Annotated in this window: 16 protein-coding genes; 14 read left to right on the top strand and 2 right to left on the bottom strand. The window is 61.0% G+C overall.

Features of this window, described 5'->3' with window-relative positions; translation table 11 throughout:
* Positions 1 to 330 precede the first annotated feature (330 nt).
* On the top strand, positions 331 to 2,175 hold the full coding sequence (locus SFLMC1_RS02545) for a magnesium transporter (protein WP_152074500.1): 1,845 nt from the start codon (positions 331 to 333) through the stop codon (positions 2,173 to 2,175).
* Positions 2,176 to 2,249: 74 nt separating this feature from the next.
* Positions 2,250 to 3,446, top strand: a complete 1,197-nt coding sequence (locus SFLMC1_RS02540; RefSeq protein WP_152074551.1) for an Nramp family divalent metal transporter — start codon at positions 2,250 to 2,252, stop codon at positions 3,444 to 3,446.
* A 543-nt stretch (positions 3,447 to 3,989) separates the two neighbouring features.
* Here SFLMC1_RS02540 and SFLMC1_RS02535 read toward each other — a convergent pair.
* Complete coding sequence (locus tag SFLMC1_RS02535; protein ID WP_152074501.1) at positions 3,990 to 6,242, bottom strand: acyltransferase family protein; 2,253 nt, start codon at positions 6,240 to 6,242, stop codon at positions 3,990 to 3,992.
* A gap of 186 nt (positions 6,243 to 6,428) precedes the next feature.
* Between SFLMC1_RS02535 and SFLMC1_RS02530 the strand changes: the two genes are divergently transcribed.
* From SFLMC1_RS02530 to SFLMC1_RS02520, 3 genes are all read left to right on the top strand, one after another.
* Positions 6,429 to 7,391: a ribokinase gene (locus tag SFLMC1_RS02530; protein WP_152074502.1), complete on the top strand. Its 963-nt coding sequence runs from the start codon at positions 6,429 to 6,431 to the stop codon at positions 7,389 to 7,391.
* A 30-nt stretch (positions 7,392 to 7,421) separates the two neighbouring features.
* Positions 7,422 to 8,396 carry a nucleoside hydrolase gene (locus SFLMC1_RS02525; protein WP_152074503.1) on the top strand — a complete coding sequence of 325 codons (975 nt, stop codon included), beginning with the start codon at positions 7,422 to 7,424 and terminating at the stop codon, positions 8,394 to 8,396.
* A gap of 220 nt (positions 8,397 to 8,616) precedes the next feature.
* Complete coding sequence (locus tag SFLMC1_RS02520; protein ID WP_152074504.1) at positions 8,617 to 9,627, top strand: LacI family DNA-binding transcriptional regulator; 1,011 nt, start codon at positions 8,617 to 8,619, stop codon at positions 9,625 to 9,627.
* Here the strand turns inward: SFLMC1_RS02520 and SFLMC1_RS02515 are convergent.
* Positions 9,624 to 10,619, bottom strand: coding sequence for a LacI family DNA-binding transcriptional regulator (locus tag SFLMC1_RS02515; protein WP_187323831.1), 996 nt, complete (start codon positions 10,617 to 10,619; stop codon positions 9,624 to 9,626). The two genes, SFLMC1_RS02520 and SFLMC1_RS02515, sit on opposite strands and share 4 nt — an antisense overlap.
* A gap of 153 nt (positions 10,620 to 10,772) precedes the next feature.
* On the opposite strand from SFLMC1_RS02515, the gene SFLMC1_RS02510 reads away from it, so the two are divergent.
* The 9 genes from SFLMC1_RS02510 (at position 10,773) to SFLMC1_RS02470 (ending at position 20,979) form a co-directional block, all read left to right on the top strand.
* Complete coding sequence (locus tag SFLMC1_RS02510) at positions 10,773 to 12,245, top strand: alpha/beta hydrolase domain-containing protein (protein ID WP_152074506.1); 1,473 nt, start codon at positions 10,773 to 10,775, stop codon at positions 12,243 to 12,245.
* Between the two features lie 28 nt (positions 12,246 to 12,273).
* Positions 12,274 to 13,896, top strand: a complete 1,623-nt coding sequence (locus SFLMC1_RS02505; protein ID WP_152074507.1) for a DUF4038 domain-containing protein — start codon at positions 12,274 to 12,276, stop codon at positions 13,894 to 13,896.
* A 96-nt stretch (positions 13,897 to 13,992) separates the two neighbouring features.
* Entirely contained in the window at positions 13,993 to 15,264 is a 1,272-nt protein-coding gene (locus tag SFLMC1_RS02500; protein WP_152074508.1) for a PTS sugar transporter subunit IIC, read from the top strand.
* A 90-nt stretch (positions 15,265 to 15,354) separates the two neighbouring features.
* On the top strand, positions 15,355 to 15,657 hold the full coding sequence (locus SFLMC1_RS02495; protein ID WP_152074509.1) for a PTS sugar transporter subunit IIB: 303 nt from the start codon (positions 15,355 to 15,357) through the stop codon (positions 15,655 to 15,657).
* Between the two features lie 2 nt (positions 15,658 to 15,659).
* Positions 15,660 to 15,977: a PTS lactose/cellobiose transporter subunit IIA gene (locus tag SFLMC1_RS02490; protein ID WP_117793902.1), complete on the top strand. Its 318-nt coding sequence runs from the start codon at positions 15,660 to 15,662 to the stop codon at positions 15,975 to 15,977.
* Between the two features lie 281 nt (positions 15,978 to 16,258).
* On the top strand, positions 16,259 to 17,659 hold the full coding sequence (locus SFLMC1_RS02485; RefSeq protein ID WP_152074510.1) for an L-fucose/L-arabinose isomerase family protein: 1,401 nt from the start codon (positions 16,259 to 16,261) through the stop codon (positions 17,657 to 17,659).
* A 2-nt stretch (positions 17,660 to 17,661) separates the two neighbouring features.
* Positions 17,662 to 18,498, top strand: a complete 837-nt coding sequence (locus SFLMC1_RS02480) for a transketolase (RefSeq protein WP_197736868.1) — start codon at positions 17,662 to 17,664, stop codon at positions 18,496 to 18,498.
* Positions 18,491 to 19,432: a transketolase family protein gene (locus SFLMC1_RS02475; RefSeq protein ID WP_152074511.1), complete on the top strand. Its 942-nt coding sequence runs from the start codon at positions 18,491 to 18,493 to the stop codon at positions 19,430 to 19,432. Before SFLMC1_RS02480 ends, SFLMC1_RS02475 begins: the two co-directional genes overlap by 8 nt.
* Positions 19,433 to 19,488: 56 nt before the next feature.
* Positions 19,489 to 20,979, top strand: coding sequence for an FGGY family carbohydrate kinase (locus tag SFLMC1_RS02470; protein ID WP_152074512.1), 1,491 nt, complete (start codon positions 19,489 to 19,491; stop codon positions 20,977 to 20,979).
* Positions 20,980 to 21,056 lie beyond the last annotated feature (77 nt).

The following is a 21,056-nucleotide window of genomic DNA, read 5'->3' as shown; positions in this document are numbered from 1 at the left end:
ACGACTAGTCATTAAAGAACGTCCCCAATGACTATGTCACGGATACGTTAGCGTTTGGTATGCCTGCAGTGTGCAGCGCATAAATTCGGTGCAGCAGCGCGATGCTGATGCTATAGTTACTGCGGTTAATGAGGGTCAAGAGAAAGGTTGCAGGTGAAATCCAAACCTCGACCATACAGTCGATGACCCCATGCAGGTGCTTTCTGCGCGTGCACGGGGTGTGAGCGCCGAGCGGTGTGCCGCCTGCGCATGCGTATACATATCTAAAAGTCCACGGATGGCGTGTCGGCATGGTCGCGCGGTCCGTAGGAATAATGATGGGGAGCACCATTGAATTATCTGAGTGAGATGCTCAAACTGCCGGTCTTGGACGTCGACGGCGAAAAGCTCGGCGTGGTTAACGATTTTGGCATTGCAACCGGCGAAGTTTTTCCGCACGTGACGTCGCTCGCGTTCCGTGGTCCCGGCAAGACGCCGTTTATGATCAGCTGGCGCAAATGGGTCGACCGTATCGACGAGACGGGTGTGTACCTCAATACGTCTGCCACCAACATTCGCTTTTCATATCTGCAGCCGACCGAGCTGTTGCTGGCGCGCGATGTTCTCAATAAGCAGATCGTCGATACGCAGGGCATGAAGGTCGTGCGCGTCAACGACATCAAGTTCTCCATGTCGGGCGAAAATCAGCTGCGCCTGCTGGGTGCCGAGGTCGGCGCCCGCGGTCTGCTGCGTGCAATCAGCCCCGCGCTCGAGCACGTCGTCGAGAGCTTTATGAAGCACCTGGGCAAGCCGCTTAGCGAGGACATTATCGCCTGGTCTTACATGGACCTGCTCGATCGCTCGACTAAGAACATCCAGCTCTCGGTGTCGCACAAGACGCTTGGCGAGCTGCATCCTGCCGACATCGCTGACATCATCGAGCAGCTCGATCCGCGCCTGCGCGCGCAGGTGTTCGCGCAGCTCGATACCGCCCAAGCCGCCGAGGCCATTTCGGAGTTCGATGACGATGAGCTCATGACCGAGATGCTCGAGGGCCTGTCCGATACCGACGCATCGTCGATGCTGGCCATGATGGACCCGGACGACGCTGCCGACCTGATCGACGAGCTCGATTATGAGAAGGCCGAGAAGCTCCTGCGCCTGATGGGCGTCAAGGAGGAGAAGGCGATTCGTAATCTGCTGGGCTACGAGGACAACACCGCCGGCCGCATCATGACCTCGGAGTTTGTCTCGCTGCCCGCCTCGGCGACGGTCGGCGATGCCATCGAGGCGATTCGCAAACTCGACGAGGACTTTGAGAGTGTCTATTACGTCTATACCGAGGATCCGAGCGGCATGCTGACGGGCGTGCTTTCGCTGCGCACGCTGATCGTGGCCGACCGCGACGCCACGCTGGGCCAGCTCGCCTATCGCGATCTGGTTTACGTGTCGCCCGACGAGGACCAGGAAGACGTGACGGACGAGATGACCAAGTACGACCTGGTTGCCATCCCTGTCTGCGACGAGAACCGTCATATCCTGGGTATCGTAACTTTCGACGACGCCATGGACGTTATCGCCGAGGAGCATCAGGAGGACCTGCAGATCGCCGGTGTCGGATCGGGCGATAGCGCATCGGATGACTCGACGAACGTGCTCAGCTGGTTCGTGCATCGTCAGTATTGGGTCGTCGTGTGGGGCATCGCCTCATGCATTATGGCGACGGTGCTGGGGACGACGCTGGGCTCCGCGCATCTGGCGGTGTTCCCCATGTGCGCCATGCCGCTCGTGCTGCTGGCTGCCTCGCGCATGGTGTCGTTCGTCAAGAACTACTTCCTCGAGTACGACGGTCACGACGACGAGCCCAAACCGTACCTGGGATTCTTCTTCCAGAGCACGGGTATGGGCCTGATCCTTTCACTCGTGACCTACCTGTGCGCGCAGCTGGTGCGCACCACCGCGTTCCCCGATGCCCCTATGTTTGAGGAGCAGCTCTTTACCGGCTGCTTTAACATCGCGGCCATCATTTGTCTGATTGGCAACATGAGCGCCGTGATGTATCTGATGGTGCTGTTCTGGCGCGATGAGCACGACCTTAACACGTCGGGTACCGCCATGAACGTCATCGCCGTCATGATCTCGTGTGTGGCGTACTGCATCTCTGCGGTGCTGCTCACCATATCGGTCATGGGATAGGTGGTCGCGTGCAAAACACGAACCAAAAGCCGAGCACCAAACAAAAGCTGACCATCGCCGCCATCTTTGGCGCTATGGGCCCCGGTCTGCTGGCGGCGCTTTCGGGTAACGATGCCGGCGGTATCGCCACGTATTCCAGCGCGGGCGCCAGCTATGGTTATAAGATGCTCTGGATGCTTCCCGTCATGACCGTGCTGCTTATCGTGACGCAGGAGACCGCGGCGCGCTGCGGATGCGTCACGGGTAAGGGCCTGGCGTCGCTCATTCGCGAGCGCTTTGGCGTGCGCAAGAGCGTGCTGGCCATGGCGGCGCTGTTGATCGCCAACACGGCGGTGACCATCTCGGAGTTTGCGGGTATCGCGAGCGGCCTTGCTCTGTTTGGCGTTCCGGCGAGCATCTCGGTGCCGCTCGTGGCGCTGCTGGTGTGGATGCTTACCATGTCGGGCAGTTTCCAGCGCATCGAGAAGATTTTGCTGCTGGTAAGCTGCGTGTTCGTGACCTATATCGTCGCCGCGTTTATGGCCGGCCCCAACTGGGGCGAGGTCGCGGTCGACTTGGTCGTCCCCAATATTCAGAATGATCCCAGCTACGTGTCGCTCGTGGTCGCAACGATCGGTACCACCATCGCGCCGTGGATGATCTTCTTGGCTCAGAACAACGTAGTCGATAAGAATGCGGGCGAGGACGACATCGTGCTGCAGCGTATTGATACCGTGAGCGGCTCGATCGCTGCTGATATCATTGCGGGTTTCATTATCATCACGACCGGTACGGTGCTGTTCCCGGCGGGTATTCAGATTAGCGATGCCGCCGATGCCGCCCGCGCGCTGGAGCCCATCGCGGGCCAGTGGTCCACGGTATTGTTTGCCTCGGGCCTGGTCGCAGCAAGCTTTTTGGCTGCCTGCGTGCTGCCGGGCGTTACGTCGAGTGCCATCTGCGAGGCTTTTGGTTGGGAGCGCGGCGCCGATCGCAGCTGGGACGAGGCCCCGGTTTACCGCGGCATCATTACGGCCATCATCGGTATCTCTGCCGTGCTGGTGCTTATGCCCGGCGTCGATCTGTTCCAGATTATGATGACCTCGCAGGTCATCAACGGCGTGCTACTGCCCGTGGTCTTGGTATTCCAGGTGGTTATCGCGGCGGATCGCCACATTATGGGCGCCAACCGCAACGGCCGCGTATGGAACGTGCTCACTTGGGCGACTATCGGCGTGATTACGGTGCTGACGGTCGTCATGTTTATGCTGCAAGCGATGGGCTACGGCGCTTAACGTCCTCTTTTGCTTCCGAGCAGGCCGCAGCGATGGGCTGCGGCCTGTTTTTGCCTGCTATAGGGTGTTAGTTATATGGCAGTGGGCAAAAAATGCTAAAAATGAGTACTGTTGCTAAGTGAATAGCATTTTCATCCAAGAAGATAATGAACATGACATATAATATGTTCATTAAAATTAACTCCAATACGCCTTAAACCAGTCAGGTCGGCTGCTTTAGAGGGTTATAGGGTTCGCTCGGACGTTATTTTGGGTTGTTTTTGCTGCTACTAAAATGGTAACAGTACTCATATTTGCCCTTTTTTGCCCACAGACCTTTGAGGTTGCGGCGAAAAGGGCTTGTTTTGATTGGTTGGGGCAGGCGCGAGGCGCGGAAACGATGTCTGGGGCGGCGGAGCGGCTTGGAATTCATCCGTAGAGGTCTTCATTGACTGCGCCAGGAGGGCTTTCAGGTGCCGGTACAAAAGGAGCGTCCCTAACTGCCGCAGGGGGCGTCGGCCACAGCCGACGCCCCCTGCGGGTGTAAGCAGATTTGGCTGCGCGTTACTTGTCGGTGCCCAGCTTGTGTGGCTTGTAGGCGAGGGCATTGACGAGTGCGTCGGCGGCGGACTTGACAGCTGCCGGCTGCGGATCGTTGGCGTGGTCCTCGGGGTGCACGGGCAGGTCTTTTTTGACCGCATCGTGGATGAGGTTGAGGTACTCGGTTACACCGGTGGCCGACAGGTGCGTGCCGTCGCCGTCGAACAGGTCGTTGCGGTTGGCGCTGTATCCGTACCAGTCGATAACGCGCACGTTCTTGTAGCGCGTAGCGGCGTTGGCGATGACCTGATTGGTAGAGCCAACCCACGGCTGCGGGCTGCGCGTGTTCACAAACACCACAATACGCTTATCTCCCGCATCGGCCATGATGGCGTCGATCTGGTCGTCGGTTACCAAGCCGTTAGTGCCCAGCGCAAAGACCACGATCTTGCCGGCAAGGTTCTGTTGGAGATAGCCCTCAAATGTCTCACGCCCCGCATCGAATTGGCGGCCCTTTTCGGCATCGATGTGGCTGTGCGGGAACACGCCGTCAAAGGAATCGACGGCGCGCAGCGACACGGAGTCGCCGATCATCAACAGGTCGTAGGAGCCATCGGGGAAGCCGTCGTTGTCCTTGTCGGCGCCGTCGGCCGCCTGCTGGTCGGTGGGCGCGGTGTTCTTGGCTTCCTTGTTGAGGACTTCGGCGCCCTCACCGCTCAGTGCAGAGGTCTCCGGCACAAAGATCAGACCGCCCAGTGCGATAACAAGCACGATGCCGCAAGTGGCGCACACGGGAATATGCGCGCGTGCCCAGTTGGCGGGCGTGGTTGTGCCATCGCGGAATTCGGCGACGGTGCGCCCAAAGGCGCCCTTCCTAAACGGAGTCTCGATAAAGCGATAGCAGCACTCTGCTACGGCGACCACCGCAAGTACCTGCAAGATGTACTGCCACCAGGGCGTATCGTTGATGTTGGCGACCGGGTTCATGAGCAACAGCAGCGGATAGTGCCACAGGTAGATGCTGTACGAGCGCTTGCCAGCCCACACGAGCGGCTCGGCGGACAGCGCGCGGGCAACCATTCCCTGGGGCTGCACACAGGCCGCGATGACCATGAGCGTGAGGATGGAGCATAATAGCGTGCCGCCGCGATACTGGAACGCGGTGTAGCCGTTGGTGAGCGCGACCATGGCGGCAAGGCCAACCAGGCCTACGACGCCCAACACATCGATGGATGCGGGCGAGGACCAAAAGCGCACGAGGGCGTTTGGCTGTGCCGGGGCGGCCTCGGCTGCGGAATCGGTCTTCTCGTCATGCCCGCTCTTGGCATTCTTGTCGAGCTTACCGCGCTTGGCAGCACAAACTAGGCGGTCGAGTCCTAGGCGATGGGCGAGACGCACCGGCGCCAGGTCGCGATCGGGGATAAAGGCCATCCAGGCACCCAGCAGCAGCGAGAACACGCGGGTGTCGGTGCCGTAGTACACGCGGCTGGGGTCGGCGGCAGGGTTGTAAAGCGCCATCATGGCGAGGGCGGACACCGCGGAAAGGCCCAGAACCACGCGGCGCGTGTTGGGCTTGCTCACATGCATGGATACCATGGCAAACAGCAGTGGCGGCCAAATCAGGTAGAACTGTTCCTCGATGGCGAGCGACCAAAAGTGCGTGAGCGGCGAGGGGTCGCCCAGAGCATTGAAGTACGAAACGTTTTGGGCAATCTGCCACCAGTTGTTGAAGAACAGCAGCGACGGCAGGATGTCGGGGCGCATCTTGGTGAGCATCACGTGGTTAAAGACGGTGCACAACGCGCAAGTCACCACCACAACGGTTACCACGGCGGGGAATAGGCGGCGAATGCGGCGAATCCAGAAGCTCTTAAGGTCGATGCGGCCGGTCTTAGCGACTTCGTTGAGCAGCAAGCGCGTGATCAGATAGCCCGAAAGCACAAAGAAGATCGTGACGCCGAGCAGGCCGCCCTGAGCCCACGTGAGGTTGAGGTGATAGAGCACCACAGCGACGACGGCGAGCGTACGCAGGCCGTCGAGCGCAGGAATGTAGCGGGACTTGGGACGAGCGGGCACCTGCTGGTAGGTAGCGGACGAGCGTGTGGTGCCGGTGTTGGTCTTGGCTGTATGGGCGCCCTTGTTGGTGGGCGTTCGATGCGGGCTCGGGCCGCGTCGCGACTCGCCGGTGCGGCGGTCGGCGCGCGGGCGTTCGTGCGGCGCCCGGTTATCGGGCGCGCGGCGCGGGCCGCGTGGGCTCGATTGTGGGAGTTGCTCCATAAAACATCATCCAATGACGAGAATAATCAGCACATATTCATTGTAGCTGCCTGCTCCTGTGAATGCTTGCTGCTGGCGCAACCTCAAGCGCGCGTTCACATCAAAGTGAACTAAAGTTATAGAGGTGCGAGAGCGCACGATCGACGGCCGACGGTGGGCGTAAGGCCCGCAGACGAGGAGGTTTCCATGGCGGATCGCGGCATCATTGCGGTGTTCGGCAGCATGAACATGGACCTTTCGGTGGCGTGCGAGCGCATGCCGCGCGCGGGCGAGACCGTCGGCGGCAGCGGTTTTATCACCAACGCCGGTGGCAAGGGCGCTAACCAGGCCGTCGCCGCCGCGCGCATGGGTGCGCGCACGTGCATGATTGGCGCGGTCGGGCGCGATGCGTTTGGCGATGCGCTCGTAGCAGGGCTCCAAGATGCTGGCGTGGACTGTGACTTTGTGGCACGTCGCGATGACGTGGAGACGGGAACAGCGACCATCATTCGCTGCGAGGGCGACAACCGCATCGTGCTGTCACCGGGCGCCAACCATGCGCTTGCGGGCGAGGACGTTGCCTGCGCGCTGAGACGTCTGGTGGCCGATGGACTCGATGGCGATGTTTGTGAGTTTGCCCCGGCTGCCGGAAGCGTCTTTATCGCCCAGGGCGAATGTGACCTGATGGCAACGGCCACGGCGCTCTCTTGCGCTCACGAGCTTGGGTTCTATACGGCCTTTAATCCAGCTCCTGCCTGCGAGTTGCCTGCGGAGGTCTGGCCTGCGGTCGACCTGGTCTGTCCCAACGAGACTGAGTGTCAGGCACTGACGGGCATCCTGCCCGCAGATGACGCGAGTTGTGTCGAAGCGCTCAACGCCCTGCTCGGCAAAGGTGCTGGCGCCGCGGTCATTACGCTGGGCGGTGCCGGCTCGGTTACGCTCAGCGATGACGGCGAGCCGCTGCGCATGCCGGCGCTTTCGAGCGCGGTCGTCGATACCACGGCCGCGGGCGATACGTTTATCGGCGCGTTGGCGGCGGCTCGCCTAGAGGGCCTGCCGCTCTTTGAGTGCATGGCGGCGGGTGCACGCGCCTCGGCAGTGACGGTGTCGCGCCTGGGCGCTCAGCAATCGATTCCCACGCGCGCCGAAGTTGAACATTGGTTTTGTTAAACGATAAAGACGGAGAAGCGGAGTAGAACAATGGCAACCAAGAAGCTGATCCTTGATCTGGATATGGGTGTGGACGATGCGATGGCGCTGGCCTATGCCATCGCGAGCCCCGAGGTGGAGCTCGTGGGCATCACCACGTGCTTTGGCAACGTGCGCGTCGAGCAATCGGCGCACAACTGCCTGGCGGTGCTCGATCTGCTGGGTCGCCCCGAGGTTCCGGTGTACCTGGGCGCCGATCGTCCCATTAAGGCGACTGAGCCCTATACACCGCCGGCGTCTACCACGCTCATCCACGGTAAGAACGGCATTGGCGGGGCAAGCGTGCCCGCGTCGCCGTACGAGCCGGTGGGGGCGACGTCGGCCGACGGTAACGCGGCGGTCGATTACCTGATTGATGCCGCGCGCACCTATGGCCCCGATCTGATCTACGTGGCGACCGGTCCGCTCTCTAACTTGGCGCTCGCCCTTGAGCGTGATGTGGCGGCGATGATGTCTATTGGCCGAGTGGTCGTCATGGGCGGCGCCCTTACCGTGCCCGGCAACGTGAGCGCAGGTGCCGAGGCCAACATGGCGAGCGACCCCGAGGCCGCCGACGCGGTGCTGCGCTCGGGCCGTAAGCTCACTATGGTGGGTCTGGATGTGACGCATCGCGTGGTGCTTACGCGTCGCGATATCGCCGGTTGGACGGGTTCGGGCACCATGGCCGGTTGCGCGTTTGCGAGCATGGTCGAGCACTACATTGGCTCGTACGAGATGAACGCCCCCTACCTGGGCGGTTGTGCGCTGCACGACCCGTTGGCCGTTGCCGTGGCGATCGACCCCACGCTCGTGGGCGCGCTCGGCTGTAACCTACGCGTGGACCTGCTGGGCGAGTATCGCGGCCGCACCATCTGCGACGAGCACCGTCTGTCCGATCCAGATAAGAGCGCGCTCGTGGCGCTCACCGTGGACGCCCCACGTTTCCTGTCCGAGTTCAGGGCGCGTATGGCCCGCGTCCTGGGCTAAATGATTTTCACGCCCCGTCCCATGTAGTCAATTTGGGACGGGGCTTTTTTAGCTACCGAGTAAATGTGCCCGTTGGGGGAATAGTTGCACCGCTTTGCTTGACAACAGGCTAAACTAGCTATTAAACATTTACTATTCTGTTTAGATTGAATTTGCGGTCGTTTAGTTGCAGAGCCGTCGAGCCGGCGGCCTCAGCCGCGACCGTTGCTAGGGAGAAACGATGGCCAAAGCAAGTGTCCGCGAGATCAGCCGCATCACCGGTTTTTCGCCCGCGACCGTATCTAACGCGCTCAATCGTAAACGCAGCGTGAGCGAGGAGACCGCCAAGGTCATCCTGGAGTGCGCGCAGTCGCTCGGCTACCAGCAGTCGACGCAGCTCGAGAGCATCCAGTTTGTGCTCGCGCGCAAGACGGGCGCCATTCTGGACGAGAGCACCTTCCATCCTGCGGTGATTGAGGGCGTGGAGCGCCAGGCTCGCCGCCACGGCATGAGCACGAGCTTTGTCTCGCTCGACTTTAGCGACCTGAACGCCGTGCGCCCGCAGGTCGAAGGTCTCATCGCCGATCCGTCGGCCGCCATCGTGCTGATGGGCACCGAGCTGGGCGAGGATGACTACGCCCTGTTCGCCAACGCCGCCGCCCACCTGATCGTGCTCGATGGCTGGAGCGACCGCCAGTACTTCGACGCCGTGGTCATCGCCAACACCGATTCGGTGCTGCGCGCCGTGGACCATCTGATTGAGAAAGGCCACCAGCATATCGGCTATCTGGCAGGCGACCTGCGCATTCGTAACTTTAAGGATCGCGAGCGCGGCTATCGTCAAGCGCTGGAGGACGCGGACCTCACGCCCAACCCGGCATGGCGTGTCACTCTGGGCACTACGCTCGAGGGCGCGTATCGCGACATGGGCGCATGGCTCGACACCGTCTCGCGCGACGATCTACCGACAGCCTTCTTTGCCGAGAACGACGTGCTTGCCGTGGGCGCCATGCGTGCGCTGAGCGAGCATGGCATTCGCGTGCCCGACGACGTTTCGATGATCGGCTTCGACGACCTGTCCGTGGGCGCGTTCTCCAACCCGCCCCTCACCACGGTGCACGTCCCCAAGCACGAAGTGGGCGAGATCGCGGTGCGCCGCCTGGTGGGCAACATTCGCAATCCCAAGAGCTATACCTGCAAGACGGCGGTTTCGACCTATTTTGTCGAGCGCCAGAGCGTGCGCGCGCTTTAGGCGGAGCGGCGTTTAATAAGTGATGCGCCCAGCTCGATCTTGAGCGGGTGGTGTTCGGTCTCATCGATAATCTCGACGATGCGCCGCGCGGCGATAGTACCCATATACTGCGACGGAACATTGAGTGTGGTCAGCTGCGGCTGCACGTAGGTGCCGCCGACGTTGTTGTCAAAGCCGATGATGCTCACATCGTCGGGCACGCGATAGCCACGCTCGATAAAGGCTTTCATGGCACCGATGGCTATGTCGTCAAATACCGCTACATAGCATTGAGCCAGGGGTTCGCCCGAATCGATAATGTCGAGCATGCCGATATACGCTTCGTCCGCAGTGACAGCGAGTTCGTGGACGATTCCCCGCTTTTCCGAGCCGGCTAGCTGGCCAACGGTGTGCTCGTAGGCAAGGCGGCGCTCGGCAAAGTTGCCGATGGTGACCGGCGTTGTCAAGATCCCGGGGACCGAACCGTGCTTCGAATACAGGTATTGCACGGCAAGTGCCACGCCGGCGGCATTGTCAATCTTGATCGTATCGACCCCAACGCGCATGCATGAGTCCAACAACAGCAGCGGGCAATCGAGCGATGCAAACGGCATAAAGTCCGTCTCGTACATCTCGGTCGCCAGGATAATGACGCCGTCGTATTGGGCCTCGGCAATGTCTGCAATCTGCTGTCGCACATTTTCGAATGGCGAGTAGTTTACCAGCGAAAACGAGAATCCCGAATGTCTGAGCGTCGCCTCGACTCCAGCGAGCATGTCGGCGAAGAACGGGGTCGAGAAGATACGGCGTCGGTTGAAGGTGACCAGGGCAACAGTCCCACTCTTTTGGCGTTCAAACTTAATCTTACTAAAGTCATAACCCAGCGCTTTAGCAGTGCTCAGTACCAGTTGACGGGTCTTCTCGCTTACGCCACGCCGGTTATTAAGGGCAAGGGAAACGGCAGCCGCCGAGATTCCCAGCTGGTCAGCGATTTGTTTTGCGGTAACGGCCATCGTGGCTCCTATCATTCATTTACTAATAATTAGCTTAACATCCGCCTGTTCATTAAGCTAAACATTTAGTAATTCAACTTAAGAATCGATAGAAGTTAAGTTGCGCCCCCAGTAGAGTTGGTCTCACCAAACGCAACAACCAAGGGGGAAGCGATGATCGGCAGTATTTCCGAAATGCCTATTACGGATGAGAGCTATCCGTTTTCGAGTGCGGAGCGCTACTGTCATCTAAGCGCGAAGGGCTACGTCGAGCGCGAGTATCGCATCGACGGTACCGCCAACGTGTACCGCACGGTCGATGAAGATGGCGGCGTCGAAGTCATGACGGCCGATGCCCCGTACTCCAACCGCATCGTCGTGCGCGCTCCCAAGGACCCGTCCCAAGCGAGCGGCAATGTGGTCGTCGAGATCATCAACCCCACGTCGTTCATGGAAATCGAGCGCATGTGGATTCTGGGTCACGGTGAGTTTGTGCGCTCCGGCGATATCTATGTGGGCATTACCAGCAAGCCCAACACCATCGCCAAGCTCAAGGAGTTCAACCCCGACCGCTATGCCTTTATGAGCTGGGCAAATCCGACCCCCGAGCGTCCGTTTGATTTTGATCCGGTCGATCTTGAACGTGGCGGCGCGCTTCCCGATATGGACCTTACCTACGAGACGGGCTTGTTTTGGGACATGCTGACCGACCTTGCCTGGCTGCTGCGCGGCGATTCCGACCTCAACCCGATTCGCGACTATCCGCGTCAGGCAATCTGCCTTACGGGTTGGTCGCAGTCTGGCGCCTATCTGTTCCGCTACCTCAACAGCTTTGCCTACCGCAAGGACGCGCGCCGCGACGGTCGCGTATTTGACGGATACCTGTCTGGTGGCGGCATCCATTCGCTGTGCATCCCCGTGAACCAATACGAGAGCAACCGAGGGTATGCGCATCACCTGTTGCGCGTCGAGCACGTCGAAGAGCCGTTTATCGCCGTTCAGACCGAAAGCGAAAACGGGCGCTTTGAGAGCTGGCGCACCTTTGCGCCTGATAGCGACGATCCCGATTTTAAGTATCGACTGTACGAGGTGACGGGCGCCTCCCACGATACGCAGTGGAGCTATGTCGACTACTACCAGGACGATGAGGACCTTAAGCGTATCGATCACCTACCGGTGTATGTTGGCAAGCACGCCGAGGCCAACGCCTATCCGTCGCAGTATCTCTTCCACGCCGCGTTTCGCAATCTGTTCCGGTGGGTGCGCACCGGGGTCGCTCCGGCAACGTGTCCGCGCGTCGAGCTGGACGCGAGCGGCGAGAACGTTAAGGACGCCCTGGGCAACACCAAGGGAGGCCTTCGCACCTGCCTGCTCGAGCATCCGTTTGCCCGCTACTCCAACACGAGCCTGGTGGAGCCGGGTCAGGGCACGGTCGATAAGACGAGCGACAAGGACGGCCTGTTTGGCCACATGGAGTCGTTTTCGGCGTCGATGCTCAAAGAGCTGTACGGATCGCTCGAAAACTACCGCGCCCTGTGTGAGCGCGACACGGCGATCGAGGTGTCGCAGGGCTTTATCTGCGCCGAGGACGCCCAGGCGATCGTCGACTTTGCCGTGGCATCTGCCAGCAAACGAGGACTGAACTAGCTGCACTAAGACCGGAAAGGGGTCTGCAATGGATACGACGTTGAATCAAAATGCTGTTGCCGAGATTTGGCGTCCGGTCGTTTTGACGCTTGAGAGCGCCTGTTCGTTCGATAACCCGTTTTTGGATGTTGAGATTTGGGCGGAGTTCACCGGCCCGAGCGGTGGGGTAATCTGCCGCGAGGCCTACTGGGATGGCGAGCGCACCTATCGCGTGTCGTTTGCCCCGACCGAGCTGGGCGCCTGGAACTATGTTATCGAGGCTCCCGAGCAGACCGGTCTGGATGGCCGCACGGGCTGCATCGAGGTCGTGCCCTACACGGGCGACCTCGATCTGTACCGCCATGGTTTCATCCGTGTTGCGGACAATCCGCACCTGTTTGCCTATGCGGACGGCACGCCGTTCTTTTGGCTGGGCGACACCCATTGGGAGTTTGCCTATCGCGAGAGCTGGGACAAGTCGAACCACCCCGGTATGACGAGCCAGTTCCGCGGCATGGTCGACCTGCGCACCAAGCAGGGCTTTACCGTCTATCAGACCAACCTGCGCTCGGACATGGGCGCGGCTGACCGTTATTGGATTGACGGCGGCATGCCCAAGGGCGCGACCGACCTGCCCAACGTTGCCTTCTACCAGCAGGAGCTCGACCGCCGTATGGCCTATATCGCCGATGCGGGCTTGGTCAATGCACTTGGCCAGGCATGGGCGTTTTCCATTCGCGGCGAGCACGGCGTGGAGCATCAAAAGCATCTCGCCCGCTACCTGGTGGCGCTCTATGGCGCATACCCGATGGTGTGGACGCTTGCCGGCGAGGTTGCCGGATACGGCAAAGAGGACCGTGCGGCCTTTTTGGAGGGCTGGCGCGAGGTCGCCTTGGAGATCGAGGCCCGCGACGGGTACGGTCACCTGGCGACGGCGCACTATACCAACGAGCGCCCGTTTGCCGATTACTACCAGGATGAGCCCTGGATGGACTTTACGCTCAACCAGGCCGGTCACGGTGATTACCTCATTAAGGCGAGCGACTACTTTGACTATCTAGCCACCTACGGCGACAAGCCCTTTGTGGAAGGCGAGGCGCTCTACGAGTTTTGCTCGACGCTCGAGGAGATGGGCACGCGTCTGTGCACTGCGGACATGCTGCGCCGTGTGGCGTATATCTGCATGCAGGCGGGCGGTGCCGGCTATACCTACGGCGCCCAGGGCATCTGGGACAACGTGTGGGAAAGCCCCAAAGAGCTCGACCCCTTTATGGCGATCTTCAACCGCTTTGGCATTACGTGGGCTCAGGCGGTAGACGGAGAGGGCGCGGTCCAGATGGGCTACATGCGCTCCTTCTACGAAGACAATCACTTCTGGGAGCTCGCTCCCTACGAAACGACCGATGTGGGCAACCTGTTTGCCAACAAGGCTCCGCTGGCAACCGCCAATCAGGACCTTTCGCGCATCGTCGCGTACTTTGGCGATACCGTGCGCCGAAAGCTTGCTATCGAGGGCGTGCCGACGGGCGCTGCCTATGCAAGCCGATGGTTTAACCCCTGCACGGGCGCATACCGTGACGGCGAGGACATCCTTGCCGTCGCGGACGGCATCACGCTGCCAGAAAAGCCTGAGGTCGGGGATTGGCTCCTCGTCCTCGAGCTCAAGGCATAACCATTTTTTTTCTTTGGTCATAGGCGGGAAAGAGTCGGCCGCAATTTCCCGCTTGACAACTACGTGAACCGTTAAGAGAGGATCAGTGGACACGAAATGAGCGTTCTCGATTCGATGCAGGGCTTCCTCGAGAAGCATGTGGGCCCCATTGCCCACAAGGTGAGCAGCTTTAAGGTCGTAAAGGGTCTTATGTCCGGCATGATGTCGACCATGCCCGTTACGTTGGGCGTGGCGCTGCTGTCAATTATCAACGGACTGCCGATTCCGCCGCTGCAGGCGTTCCTTACCAGCACCGGCATGTCGGCGACGATTAGCGATGTGCTGGTCGTTACCATGAACCTCGGCGCCATCTACATGTGTGCCTCGGTCTCGTACGCCTACGGCAAGGTGCTCGAGAACAAGGGCCTTACGTCGACGGTTGCGGCCATCGGTGTCTTGCTCCTCCTGATCCCGCTGGGTCATGCCGAGGACGGCTCCACGTTTATCGCCACCAGCTATCTGGGAAGCTCGGGTCTGTTCGTGGCGCTGCTCGTGGCACTGATCGTGCCCAAGGCGCTCAACTTCCTTATGAAGCATATGGCTATTCCCATGCCCGATTCCGTCCCGCAGTTTGTTACCGATTCGCTGTCTCCGATGTTCTGCGCCATCGTCATCTTCACCACGGCTGCTCTGGTTAAGTGGGGCATGGGCATGACGAGCTTCGGCGATGTCTTTAACCTCATCAACAGCACCATTGCCACTCCCGTTATGTTCCTGGGCTCCAGCCCCTGGGCCGTTGTCATTTACTTTACGCTGTGCAACCTGCTGTTCTTCTTTGGTATCCACCCCAGCGTCCTGATGGGCGTGTACATGCCGGTTATCCAGGCCTGCGCTCTTGCCAACACCGAGGCATTCGTTGCCGGCCAGCCACTGCCGTACCTGTCGTTCATCATCATGTTCTCTGTCGGTTCTGTTGACGCCCTTGGCATGGAGCTTGCGCTGCTCACGGCCAAGTCCGAGCGCTACAAGGCCCTCTCCAAGATTGCCCTGGTGCCCGCACTCTTCAACATCTCCGAGCCCATCATCTTCGGTACGCCCATTGCCATGAACCCTTATATGTTCATCCCCTACATCCTGCTCAAGCCCGTGGCCTGCATTGCTGCCGCCGTCGGCCTGATGCTCGGTCTGGGCAATGCATTTAACCCGACCATTTCCATGCCGTTTGTCGTGCCGCTGCCCATCAGCAACTTCTTTACGGGCGGCATTGGCCTGGTCGCAATCGTCCTCGCCGCAATCCTGCTGGTCGGACTGCTGTTTATCCCGTTCGTCAAGATGGCCGATAAGGAGGCACTGGCCGAGGAAGCTGCTGCAAAGGCTTCTGCCGAGTAGGTCATTGTCCACAAGTTCGAAGGTTCGGCCGATCGCGTTGATCGCCGAAACATATAAGTCCCTGTGAGGGGTTACAGGAAAGGAACTGCAATGAAAAACATCGTTCTAATGTGCGCTGGCGGCATGTCCACGAGCATCATCATGAAGAACATCAAGAAGGCTGCTGACGCCGAGGGTCTGGAGTGCGAGGTCTCCGCCCACGCCGTCAACGAGGCCGCGACCATTGGCCGCAATGCCGACTGCATCCTGCTTGGGCCGCAGGTTGGCTATGCCAAGGACGAGGTCTGCGCCGCATGTCCCGAGGTGCCGGTGGGCGTGATCCCCATGACCACCTACGGCATGATGGACGGCGTTAAGGCGCTAGCCCAAGCCAAGGAACTGATGAGGCTCTAAGCATGACGACGGAAGAGATTCAGCTTCAGAGCTTTCAGATCATTGCAGGCGTCGGCTGCGCGCGTAGCTGCTATATCGATGCGATTCACCTGGCCCGCGACGGTAAGTTCGAAGAGGCCGAGGCAAAGATCGCCGAGGGCCAGCAGCATTATGCCGAGGGTCACGCGGCTCACGGCGGCCTTGTCCAGCAGACGGCTGCCGGCGAGGACCTGAGCATCGACCTTTTGGTCGTTCATGCCGAGGACCAGCTTATGAGCGCCGAGGGCTTTGGCATCCTGGCCAAGGAGTTCGTGGACGTCTATCGCAAGATGGGTGCTTAGCCACCGGCTTTGCCGACAGGCCATTGTTGCGACGCATGCTTGCGCCGAAGAGACGACAATGCGCCCGTTCACATACAGCTACGGATAGAGAGGGTCCTTCGGGGCCCTCTTTTTTGTTCCCCTTGTATGTTCAGATTGTTTACATACCGTTTAGGCTGATTTCTCTACCGCTTACGGGACTTTCGCGTTAAACTACTAAACAAAAGAGTAAAACATTTAGTAAACAGAACAAAACGAAACACGCGTCTGTTTACTGAACATGTGATTAGGGGAGGACGTACATGGATAAGATCAAGCTCGGCTTTGTGCCCACGCGCCGCAGCATCTTTAGCGCGCCGGACGCAATCAAGTATCGCGGCCTGACGGCTGATCGCCTGCGCGAGATTGGCGTCGACATTGTGGATATCGACGACATCAACGACGAGGGCTTGCTGTTCGACGACAGCCATATCGCGCCTATCGTCAAGAAGTTCCGCGCCGAGGGCGTCGACGGCATCATGCTCTGCCACGCCAACTTTGGTACCGAGTACGTCTGCGCCCGCCTTGCCCGCGAGCTCGGTCTGCCCGTGCTGCTGTGGGGCCCGCGCGACGAGCGCCCCGAGCCCGATGGTACCCGCCTGCGCGACAGCCAGTGCGGCCTGTTCGCCACCGGCAAGGTCCTGCGCCGCTTCCAGGTTCCCTTCACCTACATGACCAACTGCCGCCTGACCGATCCCGAGTTCGAGCGCGGCGTCTGGGACTTTTTGGCCGTGTGCAACGTGGTCAAGACCTTCAAGCACACCCGCATCCTGCAGATGTCCACCCGTCCGTTCGACTTCTGGTCGACCATGTGCAACGAGGGCGAGCTGCTCGAGAAGTTCAACATCCAGCTTTCGCCCATCCCCATGACCGAGCTTGTCCAGGCCGTGCGCGACGCCCAGGCCGACGAGCAGGCCATGGCAGCCATGCTCGCCCACATTAGCGACAGCTTTGAGATCTGCATCCCCGAGGACAAGGTCCCCGCGGTCGCCGGCCTCGCTATTGCCATGAAGCGCCTGGTTCAGAAGTACGGCTGCAACGCCGGCGCCATCCAGTGCTGGAACGCCCTGCAGGACGAGCTGGGCATTATGCCCTGCGCCGCCAACGCTATCCTCAACGAGATGGGCATCCCCGTCGTCTGCGAGACCGACATCCACGGCGCCATCACCGCGCTCATGGTCGAGGCAGCCGATCTTGGCCGTCACCGCGGCATGTTCGCCGACTGGACCGTCCGTCACCCCGACAACGAGAACGGCGAGCTGCTGCAGCACTGCGGCCCCTGGCCCTGCAGCTGCGCGGCGGTCAAGCCCAAGCTCACCTACCCGCTGGCCTTCGATCACCCCGGCGCGCTGACGGCCGAGGCCAAGCACGGCGACCTCACCCTTGCCCGCTTTGACGGCGACAACGGCGAGTACTCGCTGTTGCTGGGCAATGCCCGCGGCATCGACGGCCCGGTCGGCATGGGCACCTACCTGTGGGTCGAGGTCGACAACCTCAAGCGCCTCGAGGCCAAGATCGTCGAGGGTCCCTACATCCACCACTGTGTCGCCATCCACGCCAACGTGGTGCCGGTGCTATACGAGGCGTGCAAGTACATCGGCATTGTCCCCGACCTGTACGATCCCATCGAAGAAGACGTCAAAGCTTACCTGCGAGGAGAGTAGAAATGGCAACTATCGAAGAGCTTGAATCCCTGCGTTGGGACCTTCGCCGCGATTGCGTCGATATCATCATGGCTGGCGCCGGCGGGCACATCGGCGGCGACATGTCGGTCATCGATGCCCTCATGACCCTCTACGCCAACCACCTCAACATTTCTCCCGAGACCGTCGACGATCCCAACCGCGATCGCTTCGTGCTCTCCAAGGGCCACGCCATGGAGGCCTACTACGCGGTGCTCTGCCACGAGGGCTATCTTGACCTCGATGACGTCAAGGCCCGCTTCTCCAAGTTCGGCAGCCCCTACATCGGCCACCCCAACAACAAGCTCAAGGGCATCGAGATGAACTCGGGCTCGCTGGGTCACGGCCTGCCCGTGGCCGTCGGGATGGCGCTTGCCGGCAAGATGGATGGCCGCGACTACCGCGTCTACACCATCATGGGCGACGGCGAGCTTGCCGAGGGCTCGGTCTGGGAGGGCGCCATGAGCGGCGGCAACTACCAGCTCGATAACCTGTGCGCGCTCGTGGACCGCAACCGCCTGCAGATCAGCGGCAGCACCGAGGACGTCATGAAGCAGGATTCGCAGGAGGAGCGCTGGGCCGCCTTCGGTTGGAACGTGCTGTCCATTCCGGGCAACGACGTCCAGGCCATCGACGCCGCGCTGACGCTGGCCGCCGAGACCAAGGGTAAGCCCACGGTCATCATCCTCAACACGGTGAAGGGCTACGGCTCGCCGGTTATGGAGGACAAGGCCGCCTGGCATCATCACCTGCCCAACGATGAGGAATATGCCCAGATCATCGCCGATTTCGCTGCCCATAAGGAGGCTATCAATGGCTAACAAGATCGCCAACCGCAAGGTTATCTGCGACACGCTGCTCGAGGCCGCCGCAACCGATAAAGACATCGTCGTCCTGTGCTCCGACTCCCGCGGCTCTGCATCGCTCACGCCGTTCTTTGACCAGTATCCCCAGCAGTCCATTGAGGTCGGCATTGCCGAGCAGGACCTGGTGAGCATCGCCGCCGGCATGGCCTCGTGCGGCAAGAAGACCTGGGCCGCCTCGCCGGCGTCCTTTGTGACCACGCGTTCGTATGAACAGTGCAAGGTCGACGTTTCGTACTCCAACACCAACGTCAAGCTCATCGGCATCTCGGGCGGCGTGTCCTATGGCGCCCTGGGTATGAGCCACCATTCTGCGCAGGATATCGCCGCTATGAGCGCGATTCCCAACATGCGCGTGTATCTGCCGAGCGACCGCTTCCAGACCGCCGAGCTTGTGCGCGCCCTGGTAGCCGACAACAAGCCGGCCTACATCCGCGTGGGGCGCAACCCGGTCGAGGACGTGTACACCGAGGACGAGTGTCCGTTCCAGATGGATCGCGCCACCTGGGTGCGTCGCGGCACCGATGTGACGCTCGTCGCCACCGGCGAGATGGTCCGCCACGCCGTGGACGCCGCCGATCTGCTGGCCGAGCAGGGAATCTCGGCAACGGTGCTCGACATGTACTGCGTCAAGCCGCTCGACGCCGAGGCCGTGATCGAGGCCGCCGGCGCCACGCGCGCCGTCGTGACCGTCGAGGAGCACAGCCCCTTCGGCGGCCTGGGTTCCATGGTCGCGCAGGTCGTGGGCGAGCATTGCCCGCGTCCGGTCAAGTGCCTCTCCCTGCCCGACGCGCCGGTCATCACCGGTACGAGCCCCGAGGTCTTTGCGCACTACGGACTTACGGGCACCGGAATTGCCGAGGCCGTCAAGGACTTTCTGCCCGCAGAGTAATTGGAATGTGACAAAGGGACCGTCCCTTTGTCACATTCATTTTGAAAGGGGTGGCCATGGGCCGCTACATCATCGGAATCGATCAGTCCACGCAGGGCACCAAGGCGCTGCTGGTGGACGAGGGCGGCCATCTGATCCATCGTGCCGACCGCTCGCATCGCCAGATCGTCAACGAGGCCGGCTGGGTGAGCCATGATCCGGCCGAGATCGCGGCCAACGTTTTGGCCGTGGCGCGTGCCGTGGTGGAGGAGACCGGGGTTAACCCGGCCGACGTCGCCGGCATCGGCATTTCCAACCAGCGCGAGACCACCGTTGCCTGGAACCGCGCGACGGGCGAGCCGCTGTGCGATGCCGTGGTGTGGCAGTGCGCCCGCGCCCGCGAGCTGTGCGACGAGCTGGCCGCGCGCGAGGGCGTGGCCGAGCTGGTGCGCGATACGACGGGCTTGGTGCTCTCGCCCTACTATCCGGCGGGCAAGATGGCTTGGATTCTCGCAAACGTGCCGGCGGCAGCCGAGGCTGCTGCGGCGGGCGAGCTGTGCCTGGGCACGATTGACGCCTGGGTGGTCTGGACGCTCACGGGCGGTGCCGAGTTCCGCTGCGACTGGTCCAACGCCAGCCGCACGCAGCTGTTCGACCTGCGTCAGGGCTGCTGGAGCGAGCCGGTGTGCCAAGCCTTTGGCATCGATCCGGCCTGCCTGCCGCAGGTGACCGATTCCGACGGCCTGTTCGGCACAACGGACCTGGGCGGCTTTTTGCCGGCGCCCGTGCCCGTTCACGGCGTGCTGGGCGATAGCCACGCCGCCCTGTTTGCGCAGGGCTGCCACAGCCGTGGCATGGCCAAGGCCACGTACGGCACCGGCAGCTCGGTCATGATGAACGTCGGTGACGAGTTTATCGCCAGCTCTCACGGCCTTTCGAGCTCGCTCGCGTGGCGTCTGAACGGCGTGACCGAGTATGTGCTCGAGGGCAACGTGAGCTACGCCGGCGCTGTCAAGACCTGGCTGCGCGACGACCTGGAGCTCATCAACAACCCCGAGGAAGTCACCGACCTGTGCTACGCCGCCAACCCGGCGAGCCACGTGTACTTTGTGCCGGCATTCACTGGCTTGGGCGCGCCGCACTGGGCGAGCGACGCCGAGGGCTGCGTCTTTGGCATGACGCGCACCACGGGCCGCGCGGAGTTTGTGAAGGCTGCCGACGAGTCGATTGCGTATCAGATCTTCGATGTGATCGATGCGATGGTTGAGGATTCGGGCGCTGCACTGGCCGAGCTGCGCGTTGACGGCGGCCCTACGCGCGATGCCTACCTGATGCAGTTTGAGAGCGATTTGGTAGGTTCGCCCATTCGCATCGCGAGCAACGACGAGATGAGCGGCCTGGGCGCGGCCTGGGCCTGCGGCATTGCGCTCGGCATGTACGCGCGCGATGTTGTCGACGTCTACGGCGCCCGCGGCATCGTGGAGCCTTCGATGCCTGCCGACGAGCGAGCAGACAAGATCGCCGGCTGGCGCCACGCAGTAGCCGCGACTATCTCGTACACCGCCTAGCATGATTTTTCTGGGACGGGGATCAAAAAATCATTGGTCCCCGTCCCGGGTAGCTAATTTGGGACGGGGCTTTTTTG

Source organism: Collinsella aerofaciens (assembly GCF_901212495.1).
Taxonomy (GTDB): Bacteria; Actinomycetota; Coriobacteriia; order Coriobacteriales; family Coriobacteriaceae; genus Collinsella; species Collinsella aerofaciens_H.
The sequence above is the reverse complement of the archived record's forward strand: the minus strand, read 5'-3'. Positions and strand labels throughout refer to the sequence as shown.